Annotated in this window: 11 protein-coding genes; 4 read left to right on the top strand and 7 right to left on the bottom strand. The window is 70.9% G+C overall.

Translation table 11 applies throughout. The annotated features are described in order from the left end of the window. Positions 1 to 44 precede the first annotated feature (44 nt). Positions 45 to 959 (bottom strand): MerR family transcriptional regulator, encoded by a 915-nt coding sequence (locus ABZX90_RS34980; RefSeq protein WP_351130757.1) that lies wholly within the window; start codon positions 957 to 959, stop codon positions 45 to 47. Between the two features lie 54 nt (positions 960 to 1,013). Here ABZX90_RS34980 and ABZX90_RS34975 point away from each other — a divergent pair, with 54 nt between their 5' ends. After that, entirely contained in the window at positions 1,014 to 1,649 is a 636-nt protein-coding gene (locus ABZX90_RS34975; RefSeq protein ID WP_355211762.1) for a GNAT family N-acetyltransferase, read from the top strand. 54 nt (positions 1,650 to 1,703) lie between these two features. On the opposite strand, the gene ABZX90_RS34970 is transcribed toward ABZX90_RS34975, so the two are convergent. The 6 genes from ABZX90_RS34970 to ABZX90_RS34945 form a co-directional block, all read right to left on the bottom strand. Next, positions 1,704 to 2,900, bottom strand: a complete 1,197-nt coding sequence (locus ABZX90_RS34970; protein ID WP_355211759.1) for a hypothetical protein — start codon at positions 2,898 to 2,900, stop codon at positions 1,704 to 1,706. Next, positions 2,900 to 3,739, bottom strand: coding sequence for a polysaccharide deacetylase family protein (locus ABZX90_RS34965; RefSeq protein WP_351130761.1), 840 nt, complete (start codon positions 3,737 to 3,739; stop codon positions 2,900 to 2,902). Before ABZX90_RS34965 ends, ABZX90_RS34970 begins: the two co-directional genes overlap by 1 nt. 300 nt (positions 3,740 to 4,039) lie before the next feature. Continuing rightward, the gene (locus ABZX90_RS34960; protein WP_351130763.1) at positions 4,040 to 4,543 is read right to left on the bottom strand and encodes an ATP-binding protein; all 504 of its coding nucleotides are present in this window, start codon (positions 4,541 to 4,543) and stop codon (positions 4,040 to 4,042) included. A gap of 295 nt (positions 4,544 to 4,838) precedes the next feature. Beyond that, positions 4,839 to 5,606: an enoyl-CoA hydratase-related protein gene (locus ABZX90_RS34955; RefSeq protein ID WP_351130764.1), complete on the bottom strand. Its 768-nt coding sequence runs from the start codon at positions 5,604 to 5,606 to the stop codon at positions 4,839 to 4,841. 103 nt (positions 5,607 to 5,709) lie between these two features. Further along, positions 5,710 to 6,960, bottom strand: coding sequence for an Ig-like domain-containing protein (locus ABZX90_RS34950; RefSeq protein WP_355211754.1), 1,251 nt, complete (start codon positions 6,958 to 6,960; stop codon positions 5,710 to 5,712). Between the two features lie 180 nt (positions 6,961 to 7,140). Then, on the bottom strand, positions 7,141 to 8,370 hold the full coding sequence (locus ABZX90_RS34945; protein ID WP_355211751.1) for an Ig-like domain-containing protein: 1,230 nt from the start codon (positions 8,368 to 8,370) through the stop codon (positions 7,141 to 7,143). A gap of 151 nt (positions 8,371 to 8,521) precedes the next feature. Between ABZX90_RS34945 and glgX the strand changes: the two genes are divergently transcribed. From glgX to ABZX90_RS34930, 3 genes are all read left to right on the top strand, one after another. Then, positions 8,522 to 10,843: a glycogen debranching protein GlgX gene (gene glgX / locus ABZX90_RS34940; RefSeq protein WP_351130768.1), complete on the top strand. Its 2,322-nt coding sequence runs from the start codon at positions 8,522 to 8,524 to the stop codon at positions 10,841 to 10,843. Positions 10,844 to 10,964: 121 nt separating this feature from the next. Then, positions 10,965 to 12,803: an ABC transporter ATP-binding protein gene (locus ABZX90_RS34935; RefSeq protein WP_355211747.1), complete on the top strand. Its 1,839-nt coding sequence runs from the start codon at positions 10,965 to 10,967 to the stop codon at positions 12,801 to 12,803. Continuing rightward, a complete protein-coding gene (locus tag ABZX90_RS34930; RefSeq protein ID WP_355211744.1) occupies positions 12,800 to 14,848 on the top strand; it encodes an ATP-binding cassette domain-containing protein in 2,049 nt (682 codons plus the stop codon). The genes ABZX90_RS34935 and ABZX90_RS34930 overlap by 4 nt, the downstream gene beginning before the upstream one ends. Positions 14,849 to 14,879 lie beyond the last annotated feature (31 nt).

Here is a 14,879-nt window from a genome sequence, read left to right as displayed (position 1 = left end):
CGTGCATCACTGCGTGCGTTACTGCCTTGTGTACGGAGGTCACATTAACGGTCCGCGTGAGCGCGCAGTGCGGCGACCACCCAGGCGAACTCCTCGCGGTGCGCCGACAGCGGTTCCATGCCGCGGACCAGGGTGCTCAGCTCCCGGAAGCGGGCCATCTCGGCATGGGCGGCGGACTCCATGCGCGCCAGTACGGCGGCCCGGTCGGCGTCGCCGAGCAGCCCGCTCAGCACCTCGTCCGCCGCCGGCGACCCGGGGTCGACACCCCGCTCCAGCGCCTCGCCCGCCAACTGCACCAGCCGGCTCATGAACCACACGGACGTGCCCGCCGGAACGTCCGGCCCCCGGTCCGCCGCGTTGAACTCGATCATCTCGCGCATCCGCGCGCGAAAGCCCCGGTCCTGGATCAGCTCGGCCAGCTCCACCCAGGCGTCGACCTGTTCGGGTGTCGGGTCGTCCGGCAGATCGCCGATGCTGAACCGCAGCCGGGTACGGATGTCGGGGTCGGCGGTGTCCAGACCCCCGAAGGTCTCCTCCATGAAGTCGTCGATGATGCGCCCGCGTTCGGCGGCCGAGAGCCGCGCCAGCTTGTTCATGAGTGTCATCTCCTCCGCGGTCGAGCCGCGTCGCGCCACGGTCGACAGCACCGCCCGGGTCACCTTCAGCGACCTGATCTGCGTGTCCAGCGCCGCCACATGGGCAGCCGCCACTTCCGCCACCGTCGTCTCGCCCGCCAGCACCCGGCGCACGTCACCGAGCCCCAGTCCGAGTTCGCGCAGGGTGCGGATCAGCTCGAGGCGGGCCACGGACCCGGCGTCGTACAGCCGGTAGCCGCCCGCGGACCGGGCGACCGGGGGCAGCGCGCCCTCGTCCGACCAGTAGCGGATGGTGCGGACGGACAGGCCGGTGCTCCGGGACAGTTCGCCGATGGTGAGAAGGCCGGTGCCGTCGTCGATCATGTCTGCGAGTCTGGGCCTTCCAGTGGGTGGAGACTCAAGCGGCGGGGGACAGTCATGCCCGGCACTCTGCGCGACATTCTGGACGCGGCGGCCCGTGGGGTCTTCCCGCCGCCCGACGGCGGCACCATGGTCGTGCGCCAGCACTCGCCGCGTGACGCCGGAGTCCTCGCCTTCACCGCGCACTCCGTGGTCTTCACCGACGAGGACGAGGGGTGGGTGCGCGCCGCGCTGAAGGCCGTCGACTGCGACGCGCTCGCCGCGGCCATGAATCCGCGGTTCCTCGCCGCGTTCATGGAGCGCACGGGGCGGTCGCACGACACGATCGATCTGCTGTCCGTCGCCGCCCCGCTCCCCGGCCCGCCGGACCTCGCGCTCACGGAGCTCGTCGGCCTCGGCCATCCCCGGGTCGCCGGGTCCCGCAGACGGCGAGACGGCGTGCGGGCGTGGGCCGCGGACGGCGGGGTCCTCGTTCTCGGGTACGGGATCGGCGGGCGCCTGGAGGTCGCGGTCGAGGTGGACGAGGGCGTACGGCACCGGGGGCTGGGGCGGACGCTCGCGTCGGCGGCGCGGCACCTCGCCGACGAGCCGGTCTGGGCGCAGGTGGCGACGGGGAACGCCCGCAGTCTGCGGGCGTTCCAGGCGGCCGGTTACCGTCCCGTCGGTGCGGAGGCGCTGCTCAGCGCGTACTGAACCGGCGTGCGTCGTTCCGGCCGCTGGGTGCCGGGGCCGTCAACGGGCGTCCTCCTAGCGGAAGATGCCGGTGTGGCCGAGCGAGTACCGGCCCGGCTGGGGGTAGACGGCGAGGCCGTGCGGGCCGCTGCCGACGGGGATGCGGGCGAGCTGGACCCCGGTGCGGGTGTCGATGGCGTACACCTCCGCGTTGTAGCGGCCGGAGAGCCACAGGATCTTGCCGTCCGCCGAGACGCCGCCCATGTCGGGGCTGCCGCCGTCGGGCAGGCGCCACTTCTTGGTGAGCCGGTTCTGGGTGAAGTCGAAGATGGAGATGGTGCCTTCGCCGCGGTTGGAGATGTACATCTCGCGCGAGTCCCGGCTGACGTACAGGCCGTGGCAGCCCTTGCCCGTGTGCAGCAGGGTCGGTTCGGTGAACTTGTCGCCGTCCAGGACCCACACGCCGTCGGCCATCATGTCGGCGATGTAGAACTTCTTGCCGTCCGGGGAGATCTTCACGTCCTGCGGCATCGCTCCGTGGAACGGCAGCTTCTGCTTGCCGATCACCTTCATCCGCTCGGTGTCGACCTTCAGCAGTTCGCCGCTGAACTCGCAGGACACGATGAAGTAGCGGCCGTCCGGGGAGAAGTCGGCGTGGTTGACGCCGTAGCAGCTGACCGGCTCCGTCTTGACGCGCTTCATGGTGTGCGCGTCACGGAAGACCAGCTCGCGGTCGAGGGAGGCCATGACGACGGCGTACTTGCCGTTGGGCGTGAAATAGAGGTTGTACGGGTCGTGCACATCGACCGGCTCGCCCGCCTTGCCGGTCCTCGGGTCGATGGGGGTGAGGGTGTTGCCCCGGTCGTTGTTGACCCACAGGGTCTTCATGTCCCAGGAGGGGACGACGTGTTGGGGCTGATTGCCGACCGGGATCGTCTCGATGACCTCGTACGTCTTCGGGTCGATGACCGAGACCGTGTTGGAGTTGGTGTTGGGCACGTAGACGCGGGACGGGAAGTCCTTGACCACCGGGGAGAGCCGGTTCGGACGGTCGGCGGCGTAGACGTCCGTCGGGTCCAGCAAGGGGGGCATGCCGGGCAGACCCTGGACCGCCTTCTTCTTCGGCGGGGCGGGCTGGACGGCGGCCTTGGTGCCGAGGGCTTCGTCGGCATGGTCCCGGGAGGGGCCGCCGCAGCCCGCGAGGGCGGCGAGTGCGGTGAGGGCGGCGCCGGCGATCAGGACGCGGTGCAGGGGGGAGGGTGGCGTCAGCATCAGCTCAGCAGCTCCGTGGTGGTGACCGCGCGCATGCCGCGGCGGTCGAGTTCGTGCAGGAGGGCGGGGAGGGCGGCGACCGTGTCGGCGTAGCCGAAGTGCAGGCTCACGACGGAGCCGGGGCTCACTTCGGCCAGAACCTTGCGGGTGACCGCGGCGGCTCCCGGCGAGGTGTAGTCGAGGGAGTCGACGTCGTAGGAGAGCGTGTGCGGGTAGCCCGCGTCGCGGGCGAGGCGTTCGACCAGCGGGGAGGCCCGGGGGCTGCGGGACGGCCGGAACCAGGTGCCGATCGAACCGGTGAGCTGCTTGAGGCGGTCCGCGCAGCCCTGGATCTCCGCGGCCGCCTCCGTCGGCGACATCGCGTTGATGTCGAGGTGACGGAGGGTGTGATTGCCGAGGTCGTGGCCGCCGTCGAGGATGCGGCGGGCGAGGCCCGGGTGCTCGTCCAGCCAGGTGCCCACGGCGAGGACGGTGACCCGGGCGCCGGCCCTCTCGGCTTCGCCGAGAAGCGAGTTGGCGACGGCGGGGTCGCCCTGGCCGTGGAAGGTGAGGGCCACCTTGGGCGGGTGGGTGCGGGGGCCGTGGGTGATGGCGGGGGGCTGGGCGGGATAACGGCGGGGGGCGGGGGCGAGCGCGGGGGCTCCGCGGGTCGCGCTGGCGGGGGGTGCGCTGGGTGCGGCCGGCGGTGGGGTGACGGGGTGGGACTGGGCGGCTCTGGGCGCGGAACAGCCTGCGGTGACTCCGGCGGTGAGGGTTCCTGCGGTGAGCGCGAGTCCCGTGAGCAGGGCCGCGCGCCGGGGCGGGGCGGGGGCTGCGTGGTCTTCGGCGGGCGTGGTCACCGGACCATTTAAGAGTGAATCGGCCGAAAAACCGGCGATTGGTCCGCTTGGATGGTGGTGCGGGTCGCTTTGCGATCTCGGGCGTGGGGTCGCACGGGGTCGGCGGAGCCCGTAAGCGGAGCAAGATCCCCTGCTTTTGGATCAGTCGGGCCGGTCTGCGATAGTCAGAGACGCGACCTCCACCCATTGACCCGGGCCACGGTTGTCGTCGGTGGCGCGGTTCACACCCCAATTCGTTCCGCGGCGCCCCAGAGGCCCCGGCTGCCCAGCGGCCGGGGCTTTTGCGTACGGCGGGGCGGGTCAGCGGTCGGCGACGCGCATCTCGAACCAGGTGGTCTTGCCGCGGGGCAGCAGGTCGACACCCCAGCGGTCGGAGAGCTTGTCGACGAGGAAGAGGCCCCGTCCGCTCAGGTCCATGTCCTGGACCGGCATGAGACAGGGAAGGCCGCGGGAGGGGTCACGGACCTCGATACGGATCCAGCCGCGGCGGCGGCGCATACGGAGTCCGAACACGCGGGCGCCGGTGTGCCGCACGGCGTTGCCGACGAGTTCGGAGACGAGTAAGACCGCGTCCTCGGTCATCTTCGGGGACAGCCCCCACTGCCGCAGCACCACGACCTGGGTGAGCCGCCGCGCGGTGGCGGCGGACTCCGGGCGGGACGGCAACGGCACCTCTCCCTCGGTGGGATTGCCGAACAACTCCAGTGCCTTGAGCGCCCGTTCGTCCTCGACCGCAGGCGTCCAGCGCGCCGCGGTCGCACTTCCGTGCCGCCGCGGCTGTTCGATACCCTCCAGCCCCGCCATGCCCCCATCATGGCCGTCCAGAACCCCCTTCGGGGCCGTTCCGGAGGAATACGCCCCCCGGAACACGACATTCCGCACCGTCCGATCGGCATATGCCAGAGGCAGTTCGGGGGCGGCGAGGGCCCGCCCGACCTGCCGGAACAGGCCGGTCGGGGGCAATCACCACCGCCCCCCGACAAGGTGCGCTTAAGGTTGTCTTAAGGCTGGCATAAACCGCCCCATCGGGGGACGCCGGGTAAGACATCGCGTCAACTGCAAGTGGATCAGCGGAAATGACAGCGCCGCGGCGGACGGCTCAGAGGAACTTCGCCTTGCCGGGACCCTCCTCCACGAAGCTCCGCATTCCCCGCTCCCGGTCCTCCGTCGCGAACAGGCCCGCGAACCAGTTCCGCTCGATGGTCAGGCCGGTATCGATGTCCGTCTCCAGACCCGCGTCGATCGATTCCTTCGCGGCGCGCAGCGCGATCGCCGGGCCCTGCGCGAGCCGGGCGGCCCAGGTGTGCGCGGCGGTGTAGACCTCGGCGGCGGGCACGATCCGGTCGACCAGGCCGAGCGTGAGGGCCTCGTCGGCCTTCACCATGCGGCCGGTGAAGATGAGGTCCTTGGCCTTGGAGGGGCCGATCAGCCGGGACAGGCGCTGGGTGCCGCCGGCGCCCGGGATCAGGCCGAGCAGGATCTCCGGCTGGCCCAGCTTGGCGTTGTCCGCGGCGATGCGGTAGTCGGCGCAGAGCGCCAGTTCGCAGCCGCCGCCGAGCGCGTAGCCGGTGACGGCGGCGACGACCGGCTTGGGGATGCGGGCGACGGCGGTGAAGGAGTCCTGCAGGGCCCGGGACCTTACGACCATCGCGGCGTGGTCCATGGCCTGCATCTCCTTGATGTCCGCGCCCGCCGCGAACACCTTCTCCCCGCCGTACAGCACCACCGCGCGGACGTCCGGCCGGGACGTGGCCTCCTCGGCGAGCTCCTTGAGGCGGTCCTGCGTCGCGACGTCCAGGGCGTTCATGGGAGGGCGGTCCAGGCGGATGGTTCCCACGCCTTCGGCCACTTCGAGATGCACAGTCATGGAAGCAGGTTAGTGGCCGTTAACGACAGCGGGCCGGGTGTGCTGAGTCACAGCACACCCGGCCCGCCGGAGACAGGTCACGAAGACCGGTCAGTTGGACCGGTTACTTGGTCCAGTCCGACCAGGACATGTTCCAGCCGTTGAAGCCGTTGTCCGGGGCGACCGTCTTGTCGTTGGAGTTCTTCACGACCACCACGTCGCCGATCATCGAGTTGTCGAAGAACCAGGCCGACGGCACCTTGCCGTCGTAACCGCCCCGCACGTCGCGCAGGCCGATGCAGCCGTGGCTCGCGTTGTAGTTGCCGAAGGCGCCGCCACCCCAGTAGTTGCCGTGGATGAAGGTTCCCGAGTTGGTCAGACGCTGGGCGTGCGGCACGTCCTTGATGTCGTACTCGCCGCCGTAGCCGACCGTCTCGCCGTTCATACGGGTCACCTTGAGGCGCTCGCTGATGACCATCTGGCCGTTCCAGGTGTCGTAGCCCGGCTTGCCCGTGGTGATCGGGATGCTCTTGAGGACCTTGCCGTCACGCTTGACGACCATCTTGTGGGTCTTGGCGTCGACGGTGCTGACCTGGCTGCGGCCGATCGTGAACTTCACGGTCCTGGCCTGCTTGCCGTAGACACCGGGGCGGCCCTCGACACCGTCGAGGTTGAAGTGCACGGTGACCTTCGTACCGGCTGCCCAGTACTCCTCGGGACGGAAGTCGAGACGGTCGTTGCCGAACCAGTGGCCCTGGACGTCGACCGCCGGCTCGGTCTTGAAGGTGATGGCCTTCTCGACGTCCTCGGGGTGCGTGATGCCCCGGGTGAAGTGGATCGAGAACGGCATCCCGACGCCCACCTTGGAACCGTCCTCGGGCGTGTAGATGCCGACGAAGGTGTTCTTCGGGGTCAGCGTGGTGAACGCGGCCTCCTCGGCCGCCTCACGGCCGCCGGAGTCCTTGGCCACCGCGTGGACCTTGTACTTGGTGGCCGCGGCGAGGTGGGTCGAGGGCGTCCAGGTGGCGCCCCCGTCCGTGATGCTGCCCTCGACCGCGTTGCCCTTGGTGTCCTTGACCTCGACCTCGGTCAGCTTGCCCTTGGCCGCGGTCACCTTGAGGGCGCCGCTGGTCTTCACGTCGGCGGCGCCGTCCTTCGGGGCGATGGTCACCACTGCCTGCGAGGACTTGGTGTCCGCCGTGCCGCTGGAGCCCTTGCCCTTGCCGTCGCCGGAGCCGGACCCCTGGTCCGAACTCCCTCCCCCGCCGCAGGCGGTCACGGCGAGCAGCAGAACTCCCAGCAGCAGTGCCAGAATTCCCTTGCTCTTGCGTGTCCGCGCGCCAACCGACGCCCCCGATATCGGTCGCCCGTTCAAAATTGTTTCTCCCCTCGCACGGCCTGATCAGGCCCGCACTCCAGCGCGTCCCACGCGCGTATCGCGCTAATTAATCACACGACCTGGAGCGATGGCTCCCTGGGAAGGTCACCGTTCAGTCCCAACTTCGGCCGTACGGGGCGCGGCTGGAGCCCACCGTGCGCATACCCGTATATCGGGTTACTTCACCGCTCCACCCGCTTTCCACGCCTTCCAGCCCATGTTCCAGCCACCGAGTCCGTTGTCGGGGGCGACCAACTTGTCCTTGCTGTGCACGACCTCGATGACGTCCCCGATGAGGCTGCGGTCGAAGAACCAGCCTGCCGGGGTGTCCGAGCTGCCGCCCTTCACGTCCCGCAGGCCCACGCAGCCGTGACTCACGTTGGCGTTGCCGAAGGCGTCCGGCGCCCAGTAGTTGCCGTGCAGGAAGGTGCCGGAGTCGGTGAGGCGCATCGCGTGCGGGACGTCCGGGATGTTGTACTCGCCGCCGAAACCGACCGTGCGGCTGTTCATCCGGGTCACTTCGAGCATCTCCGTGACGACCATCTTCCCGTTGTACGTCGTCGTCCTGGGCGCCCCTGCCGTGATCGGCACCGTGGCGAGGAGGCTGCCGTCGCGGCGTACCTCCATGGTGTGCGCGCGGGCGTCGACCAGGGAGAGCTGGCTGCGTCCGACGGTGAACGAGAAGGTCTTGGACTGGAGTCCGTACACGCCCGGTGCCGCTTCGACATCGCGCAGCCGCAGTTGCACGGTGACCTTCGTGCCCGGCTTCCAGTACCGCTCGGGACGGAAGTCGACGCGGCCGTCGCCGAACCAGTGCGCGCGGATCGCGACCGCCGGCCGCGCCTCCACATGGATGGCGCGCTCCACGGCGGCCCGGTTCTCGATCTCCCGGTTGAACTCGAGGGAGACGATCATGCCGGTGCCGACGGTGGACCGGTTCTCCGGCGTGACGTATCCGATGAACCGCTCGTCGGGGACGGCCGTGGTGAACGTGGTGTGCCGTGCCGAGCGCCGCCCCTGCCCGTCCAGGGCCACCACGTCGACCGTGTACTTGGCGGCCAGGGCGAGCCGCGCTTCGTCCGGCTTCCAGCTCAGACCGTCGTCGGCGATGTGCCCCGGCACCGGAGCCTCCTGGGCGTCCTGCGACTTGACGACCTTCACGGACTCCAGGCGCCCGCTGGGCACCTGTACCCGCAGCGTCTCCCGCGGGCGTACGCCCTTGGTGTCGTCGTCGGGCGAGACGTGGATGACGTCCTCGGGCGAACGTGGTTTGCCGAACGCCTCACCGATCCCCTTCGAGATCCCGTCGGAGGTGCAGCCGGAGGCTCCGGCCAGCAGGCCGGCCCAGGTCAGTACGGCGGCCAGCGCGGCCCCTGCGCGCCGCGCGCGCGTCTGTACGTGCTTCACAAGGGACCCAACGACGCCGCCCCTCCGGGGAAACGTGAGTGCGAGCCACGCTCTGGGCAGAACAGTGGGGAGGACGACGCGACAAGGAGCTGCGGCCGGGACGCCGTGCACCCTTTTTCGTGCCGTTCCACGAGCCGTGGGAGGCTGACCGGTGTCGAGCGCACCCGAGCAGGAGGCGGTCCACGAGGGACGTGCCGCGGGCGGCGGGCTGCCCGCGCAGACCGCCATGGACCCGGCGGAGCAGTCCGCCGCCGCACCGCCGGCCACGGAGCCCGCGGCGGGGCCGGCCGCTCCCGCGGTGAACGGCGCACGGCGCCACGCGTCGCCCCCCGTCTCCGTGTGGCCGGGTGCTCCGACTCCGCTCGGAGCACGCTTCCGGGTCGGGCCCGACGGCACCACGGGCACCAACTTCGCGCTGTGGGCGGGCGGTGCGGAGGCCGTCGACCTGTGCCTCTTCGACGAGAAGGGCGCCGAGACACGCGTCCCGCTCACCGAACTCACCCACGAGATCTGGCACGGCTTCGTCCCCGGTGTGTACCCCGGCCGCCGCTACGGCTTCCGGGTGCACGGCCGCTGGGACCCGTGGACCGGCGCCCGCTGGAACCCGGCGAAGCTGCTCCTCGATCCGTACGCCCGTGCCGTGGACGGCGACTTCAGCCTGCCGCCGGAGGTGTACGGGCATGTCCGGGACTGGCCCCAGCAGCAGGTCGCCGACACCGTGCGCGACGACCGCGACTCGGCGCCCTTCGTCCCCAAGGGCGTCGTCGTCCAGGACGACGACGACTGGTCGGACGACCACCGCCCGAAGACCCCGTGGGCGGACTCGGTGATCTACGAACTTCACGTCCGTGGATTCACCCGTCTGCACCCCGGGATCCCGGAGGACCTGCGCGGGACGTACGCGGGACTGGCGCACCCGGCCGCGGTCGAGCACCTGGTGAACCTCGGGGTGACGGCGGTGGAGCTGCTGCCGGTGCACCAGTTCGCGCACGAGGACCATTTGCTGCGCCGGGGTCTGAAGAACTACTGGGGCTACAACTCGATCGGCTACTTCGCCCCGCACGCGGGATACGCCGCCTCCGGCACGACCGGCCAGCAGGTCGGCGAGTTCAAACGGATGGTGCGCGCGCTGCACGCGGCCGGGATCGAGGTCATCCTCGACGTGGTCTACAACCACACCGCGGAGGCGGGCGAGCTGGGCCCGATGCTGTCGCTGCGCGGCATCGACAACCGCGGCTACTACCGGCTCCAGTCCGACGCCCGCCGCTACGCGGACTACACCGGGTGCGGCAACACCCTGCACGTCGTGCAGCCGCAGGTGCTGCGGCTGATCACGGACTCGCTGCGGTACTGGGTGACCGAGATGGGCGTCGACGGCTTCCGCTTCGACCTGGCGGCCGCCCTGGCCCGGTCCATGCACGACGTCGACATGCTGTCGCCGTTCCTCGCCGTCATCGCGCAGGATCCCGTACTGCGCCGGGTGAAGCTGATCGCCGAGCCGTGGGACGTCGGCTCAGGCGGCTATCAGGTAGGCGCCTTCCCGCCCCTGTGGACGGAGTGGAACGACCGTTACCGCAACGCCGTCCGGGACTTCTGGCGCGGTGCGCTGCCCGACGTACGGGACCTGGGCTACCGCCTGTCCGGGTCGAGCGACCTGTACGCGTGGGGCGGACGGCGTCCGTACGCCTCCGTCAACTTCGTGACCGCGCACGACGGTTTCACCCTGCGGGACCTCGTGTCCTACGAGCGCAAGCACAACGAGGCGAACGGCGAGGGCAACCGGGACGGCACCGACGACAACCGGGCCTGGAACGGCGGGACGGAGGGCGAGAGCGAGGACGAGCGCGTACAGGCGCTGCGGCGGCGCCAGTTGAGGAATCTACTGACGACGCTGCTGCTGTCGACCGGGGTGCCGATGCTGGTCGCCGGGGACGAGTTCGGGCGCACCCAGCGGGGCAACAACAACGCCTACTGCCAGGACAACGAGATCAGCTGGGTCGACTGGTCGCAGCTCGACGACCCCGGCTGGCGGGCGCTGTTCGAGCTGACGGCGCGCCTGATCGCGCTGCGGCACGAGCATCCCGTGCTGCGCCGCCGGGCGTTCTTCTCCGGGCGGGCCCATTCGGCCGACGGACTGCGGGACCTGGCCTGGTTCACCGCGCGGGGCACCGAGATGACGGAGCGGGACTGGTACGCGCCCGCCGCGACCCTCGGCATGTATCTGTCCGGCCGGGACATCCCCGGCCGGGACGCGCGGGGCAACCCGGTCGTCGACGACAGCTTCCTCGCCGTGCTGCACGCCGGGGACCGGCCGGCGGGGTTCGACCTGCCGGGGATGCCCTGGGCCGCGCGGTACGAGGTGCTCGTGGACACCTCGCGGGAGGAACAGACCGAGGCGCCCGGCGTCGTGCACCGGGCGGGAACGGCGATCACGGTGCCGGCGCGGTCCGTGCTGCTGCTGAAGGTCTGCTGAGAGCGAGCCCGGACGCCCGGCCCGGCCGGCGTCCGCGCGCTGGTCCCGGGCTCCTCGAACGATTCAGGTGCGCCGAAAACTCGGTGGGCACTGTCAGTGGTGAAACGTAGGCTCGCCCGTGATGCCCACACCAGATGCAGCCGCCCCGCGCCACCCGGACCGTTCGACCGTACGCAGCCTGCTGCGCCTGTGGCCGTATGTGCGGCCGGTGCGGGCCCGCCTGTTCAGCGCGGCGTTCGTCGCGGTGCTCGCGTCCTGCATGGCGCTGGTGTTCCCACTGGTCCTGAAGTGGATGGTGGACGGTCCGGTCGCCGGGCACGATCCGGCGGGCGTGTGGCTCGGCGCGCTGGTTCTGCTGCTGCTCGGCATCGCCGAGGCCGGTCTGTTCGGGCTGCGCCGGTGGCTGGTGGCACGGCCGCTGGCCGGGGTCGAGGCGGCCATGCGCGCCGATCTGTACCGGCATCTGCAACGCCTGCCGGTCGCCTTCCACGACCGCTGGGCCTCGGGCCAGCTGCTGTCCCGGGGAACCACCGACCTGATGCTGGTCCGCATGTTCCTGGCGTTCCCGCTGACGTTCCTGCTGGTGAACGCCGTGACGATTTCCGCGGGCATCGCCATCATGCTGGCCCAGGAATGGACCCTCGGGCTGGTGCTCCTCGCCCCGGCCATCCCCGTCATGATCGTCTGCTGGCTCTTCGAGCGGCGCTACTCGCAGGTGGCGCGGCAGGCGCAGGACCAGGTCGGCGACCTCACGACGGTGGTCGAGGAGAGCGTGCTCGGCATCCGGATCATCAAGGGGTTCGGACGGCATCGCAGCCAGGCGCGCGCGTTCCGCGACCTGTCCAGGACGCTGCGCGGCACGGAACTCGTCAAGGCCCGTCTGCTCGCCTCCATCTGGGCCGTCATCGTCACGCTGCCCGAATTCGCCATCGGCGCCGCCCTCGTCCTCGGCACGGTCCAGGTCGCCGACGGCCACCTCTCCGCGGGCACGCTGGTCGCGTTCCTGTCGACCGCGCTCGCCCTGCGCTGGCCCGTCGACTCCATCGGCTTCCTCCTCGCGATGAGCCAGGAGGCGGGGACGGCCACGGAACGGTACTTCGAGGTGATGGACGCGACACCGGAGTCGGGTTCCGGCGCGGCGGAGCCGGAGCCGGAGACAGAGACAGACACAGAGACAGCCGCGGACACCGGCACCGGCACCGGCACCGGCACCGAGGGCGGACTGCGGTTCCACGGTGTCGAGTTCCGCTACCCCGACGCCCCCGCGGACGCGCCGCCCGTGCTGGTCCACATCGACCTGTACGTCCGCCCCGGCGAGAGCATGGCCCTCGTCGGTGCCACCGGCAGCGGCAAGACCACCCTCACCGCGCTCGTCCCCCGCCTCCACGAGGTGACGTCCGGCCGGATCACCCTGGACGGCCGGGACATCACCGCGATGCCGCGCGAGGAGCTGCGCGAACTCGTCGCCGTCGCCTTCGAGGAGCCCACCCTCTTCTCGGCCACCGTCGGCGAGAACGTCCTCATGGGCGCCCCGGAGACCGCCGGGCGGGCGGAATTGGACCGTGCGCTCGCCGTCGCGCAGGCCGACTTCGCGCACGCTCTGCCCCAGGGCACGGCGACGCAGGTCGGCGAGCAGGGCCTCAGCCTCTCCGGCGGGCAGCGACAGCGGCTCGCGCTGGCCCGGGCGGTGGTCGGCCGGCCCCGCTTCCTGGTGCTCGACGACCCGCTGTCGGCGCTGGACGTGCACACCGAGGCGGCGGTCGAGGCCGCCCTGCGCCGGGTACTGGCGGAGACGACCGCACTGATCGTGGCGCACCGCCCGTCCACGGTCCTGCTGGCCGACCGCGTGGCCCTGCTCTCCGGCGGCCGTGTCGCGGCGGTCGGCACCCACCACGAACTGCTGCGCACGCATGCCGAGTACGCCCATCTGATGTCGGGTGCAGAGGAGGACGGCCGATGACGGCGGCGCCCACGACCACCGCGCCGAACAAGGAACCGGACAAGGGACCGAACCAGGGATCGAGCCAGGCACCGAACCAGGGACCGAATCAGGGATCAAACGAGGAACCGGGCAAGGGACCGCTCGCGGGGCCCGCCGAGGGACCCGCCCAGGGACCCGGCACGGGCCCCGCCCAGGGACCCGACACCGGACCCGCACAGGGACCCGACGACGGGCGGCGGAAGGACCGGGCCGGTCGGGAACCCGAGCCGCACACCGATCCCTTCGACCGCGACACCCTCCCCACTCCCCCGGGCGCGACCGCGACGCTGCTGCGCTCGCTGCTCGCCCCGCTCAGGGCCCGGGTGGTCGTGACGACCGTTCTGCTGCTGCTCCAGCAGGCCGCCGTGCAGGCGGGCCCACTGCTGGTGGCCTTCGCCATCGACCGCGCCGTACCCGCGTTCCGGCAGGACGACCACGGGCCGCTGATCGCCGTCGGTGTCGCCTACCTGCTGTGTTCGGCGGCCTCCGGCGGACTCCAGTACGCGTTCATCACGGCCTCGGCCCGGGTCAACCAGGACGTGCTGCTCGATCTGCGCGGCCGGATCTTCCGGCACGCCCAGGCGCTCAGCATCGACTTCCATGAGCGCTACACCTCGGGCCGGCTGATCTCCCGCTCCACGACGGACGTCGAGTCGCTGCGCGAACTGCTCAGCGAGGGCCTCCAGGAGCTCGTCACGGTCATCCTGTCCTTCGTCTACATCTCGGCGATGCTGCTCTGGCTGGACGTCGGCCTGGGCGCGGTCGCGGTGGTCTCCTTCGTGCCGCTGTACCTGCTCATCCACCGCTACCAGCACCGGGCGGGCCGCATCTTCGCCGTCCGGTCGACGACGATCGCCGCCGTCATCGTGAAGTTCGCGGAGACGATGAACGGCATCCGGCCGGTACGCGCGTTCCGCAGGGAGGCCGCCAACGAAGCGGACTTCCGGGTGCTCAACCAGCGGCACGAGAGGACGAACGGCGACGCCCTGCTGGAGATGGCCCGCTATGTCGTCGGCTCCCGTCTCGTCGCCAACACGGCGGTCGCGGGCATCGTGCTGTGGGGCTCCTACCGGGTGGCTTCGGGTTCGCTGGCGCTCGGTGTGCTCGCCGCGTCGGTCCTCTATCTGCGCCGGCTGTACGACCCGATCGACCGTCTCGGCATGTTCCTGAACTCCTACCAGTCCGCGGCGGCCTCGATGGAGAAGATCGCCGGTCTGCTGGCCCAGACGCCGTCCGTGCCGGAGCCTTCCGTGCCGCGGCAGCTGCCGGCGCTCGCCTCCGAACACCCCGGCCGCGAGGTCGTCTTCGACGAGGTCCGCTTCACGTACCGCACCGGCGGGGAGGTCCTGCCGTCCTTCTCGCTCACGCTTCCCGCCGGACAGACGGTGGCCGTGGTCGGCTCGACCGGCGCCGGCAAGTCGACGCTGGCCAAACTCCTGGCCCGGTTCTACGACCCCTCCGACGGACGGGTCCTGCTCGACGGCGTCGATCTGCGCGAGCTGTCGGAGCCCGAGTTGCGGCGCGGGGTGGTCATGGTGACCCAGGAGGCGTTCCTGTTCTCGGGCACGGTCGCCGAGAACATCGCGATCGGCCGCCCGGAGGCGTCCCGCGAGGAGATCGAGCAGGCCGCGAAGGCGATCGGCGCGCACGACTTCATCAGCGCCCTGCCCGACGGCTACGACACGGACGTCCGCAAGCGCGGCGGCCGTATCTCCGCGGGCCAGCGCCAACTGGTGGCCTTCGCACGGGCTCTGCTCGCCGACCCGGCCGTCCTGATCCTCGACGAGGCGACCAGTTCCCTGGACATCCCGGGTGAACGGGCCGTGCAGCGCGCCATGTCGACGGTGCTGCGGGGCCGTACGGCGGTGGTCATCGCGCACCGGCTGTCGACGGTGGAGATCGCCGACCGGGTGCTGGTGATGGAGCACGGACGGGTCGTCGAGGACGGCACGCCCGCCGAACTCGTCGCGGGGACCGGCCGGTTCGCCGATCTGCACCGGGCATGGCGCGACAGTCTCGTATAGCGGTGGACGGCGGGTGGAGGGAGCGGAGGGG

The sequence above is a fragment of the Streptomyces sp. NPDC002935 genome (assembly GCF_040611295.1).
Taxonomy (GTDB): Bacteria; Actinomycetota; Actinomycetes; order Streptomycetales; family Streptomycetaceae; genus Streptomyces.
The sequence above is the reverse complement of the archived record's forward strand: the minus strand, read 5'-3'. Positions and strand labels throughout refer to the sequence as shown.

Coding starts and splice junctions, on each gene's coding strand:
- ABZX90_RS34930 (WP_355211744.1), top strand. CDS start 12,800: ATGACGGCGGCGCCCACGACCACCGCGCCGAACAAGGAACCGGACAAG.
- ABZX90_RS34960 (WP_351130763.1), bottom strand. CDS start 4,543: ATGGCGGGGCTGGAGGGTATCGAACAGCCGCGGCGGCACGGAAGTGCG.
- ABZX90_RS34975 (WP_355211762.1), top strand. CDS start 1,014: ATGCCCGGCACTCTGCGCGACATTCTGGACGCGGCGGCCCGTGGGGTC.
- ABZX90_RS34970 (WP_355211759.1), bottom strand. CDS start 2,900: ATGCTGACGCCACCCTCCCCCCTGCACCGCGTCCTGATCGCCGGCGCC.
- ABZX90_RS34935 (WP_355211747.1), top strand. CDS start 10,965: ATGCCCACACCAGATGCAGCCGCCCCGCGCCACCCGGACCGTTCGACC.
- ABZX90_RS34980 (WP_351130757.1), bottom strand. CDS start 959: ATGATCGACGACGGCACCGGCCTTCTCACCATCGGCGAACTGTCCCGG.
- ABZX90_RS34955 (WP_351130764.1), bottom strand. CDS start 5,606: ATGACTGTGCATCTCGAAGTGGCCGAAGGCGTGGGAACCATCCGCCTG.